The sequence below is a fragment of the Pricia sp. genome (assembly GCF_041745955.1).
GTDB lineage: Bacteria > Bacteroidota > Bacteroidia > Flavobacteriales > Flavobacteriaceae > Pricia.
On the sequence record NZ_JBGTHY010000526.1, the window covers coordinates 1 to 2,137 of the forward strand.

2 protein-coding genes are annotated in these 2,137 nt (G+C 46.1%); both read right to left on the reverse strand.

The genetic code is table 11. The features are described from left to right. On the reverse strand, window positions 1-609 hold a 609-nt coding region (locus ACEW8S_RS18695; protein ID WP_373519623.1), incomplete at its 3' end, for an FGGY family carbohydrate kinase. A 126-nt stretch (window positions 610-735) separates the two neighbouring features. Then, on the reverse strand, window positions 736-2,137 hold a 1,402-nt coding region (locus ACEW8S_RS18700), incomplete at its 5' end, for a RagB/SusD family nutrient uptake outer membrane protein (RefSeq protein ID WP_373519624.1).

The window sequence follows — 2,137 nt, forward strand, 5'->3', positions numbered from 1 at the left end:
TTCAAGCCCATAATATTCCATCAACCAATCGGCGATGGAACCTGATTTGAAATCCCATAAAATTCCTTCGGAGAGCCCTGAAAATGTGGTATTTATGTTTCCACTCAATTTATAGGCGATATAGTCACCGGGCAGCATAAACTTGTGGATGCCGGCATAAATATCAGGCTCGTTTTCCTTGACCCATTTCAATTTGGATGCCGTAAAGTTAGCTGGGGAATTCAAAAGATGCTCAGCACATTTTTCGTTGCCTACATCGTCAAATGCCTTTTGGCCGATTTCTACGGCCCGGCTATCGCACCAGATGATGGAATCACGCAACGGCTTACCCCTCTCATCGACAACTACCAATCCGTGCATTTGGTACGAAATGCCGATTCCGGTGATATCGGAAGTATTGATATGGTTATCCGTTATTAGTGACTGGGTAGCTGTGCAAACATGGGTCCACCAAGTATCGGGGTGCTGTTCGGCCCAGCCATTTTTCAGGGCGGTCATCTCCATTTCAACCTTGGGCTCGCTGACAACGGCGATGCTTTTTCCGGTAGCGGTCTCTACCAATGCCGCTTTGATCGAAGAACTGCCGATATCATAACCGATGGAATACATATATTTTGAAGTGATAATTAATGGATAGCCAAGTTATCGCTTTTGTTTTGATATGGCAAACTGCGAAACAAAAAAAGCCCTGACGGTTGTCGTCAGGGCTTTCTAAACACTTAAAAATTTATAAACTTAATAACCTTCGTTCTGTACCAAGTTCGGGTTTGAAATTAGGGCTGTGGAAGGAATGGGAAATAGATTTTTTGTCTCATCACCTGTAATTTCCTTAAAGGCCCACGGAGCGGTGAACTGACCGAATCTAATAAGGTCATTTCTTCTCCAAAGCTCACCATAGAGTTCGCGGCCACGTTCCGCTAACAAATCGGCTTCGCTAACGCTACCTAAAGGATTGGCCTCTCGCAAAACACGTAATTCGTTGACCAATGCGGTCGCATCCCCTCCGCTGCGCATCATGGCCTCGGCCTTCATCAGATGGGCGTCCGCATACCGAAATATTACCTTATGATTGGCAAAAGCCCCATTCGCAGGGTTGTACTTAAGCAACCGTATACCAGTTGTCTCGCCATTTACGATTAAGCCATTGGGTAAGGTTTTGGTAAACGATAACGGGCTTCCTTGTCTATCCTGATAGGGATTGCCATTGGCATCGTACTGTTGGCCAATCAAGAAACCATTCCCTATTCCAAAATTAGTTCCATCGGTAGGAACGAAACCTCGGCGCTCTTCTTGTCCCGACCCCGGTACGTTGATATTCGGATCTCCTTCGAAGGAATCATAAAATTCTGCCAACGTAGTAAAACCGTTCCACCCACCACTCTGGTCAGGAACAACTTGGTTATAGTGAAGGGAGTTCCAGATATTGTTACCGACACTTGAGGTGGTAAAGAATATGGTTTCACTATCCTCTGCCTCCGTAAACAGTTCAAAATAACCCGCTTGAAGATCAAAACCCTCCGCCTTGATATCATCCACAAGACTGATTACCTGCGTCATATCCCCAGCATCCGGGGTTCCAGAGCCGGTAAAAATATGTTTGTTCAAATACAACTTGGCCAATAAATAGCGCCCAGCGGCCTTGGTGGTCTTGTTCAGACTTTGAAAATCACTTTTAGCAGGTAAATCCGGTATCGCCTCGTTTAAATCATTGACAGCGAAATCAAAGGCTTCGGTCCTCGACATGACGGTCGGATTGATTTCTGGACCTTCATCTGGGGTCCTGAAAGGTACCTGGCCGAAAAGATCGACCAACCAGTACATACTCAAAGCCCGTAAAAATTTGGCTTCGGCTACTTGCTGCAGGCTGGCATTGCTTCTGTCATCGATAATCGCGGTGGCGTTGAATACGTTTTGGTTCATATCATTCCAAGTTGTCTTGATACGTTCATGCGTAGGACTCCATGTATGCTGATGTAATGTACGCCAAACTCCGTTGTCCCCCCAATCCGTACCCCGTGTGGGCACCAAATATTCATCGGTAGTAACCTCTAGGAGGGCATATATATTTTCTTGGTTCTCCATTTGGCCCCTGATGGCGTTGTAAAGGCTCTCAAGACTTCCTGTGGCATCCACTCCC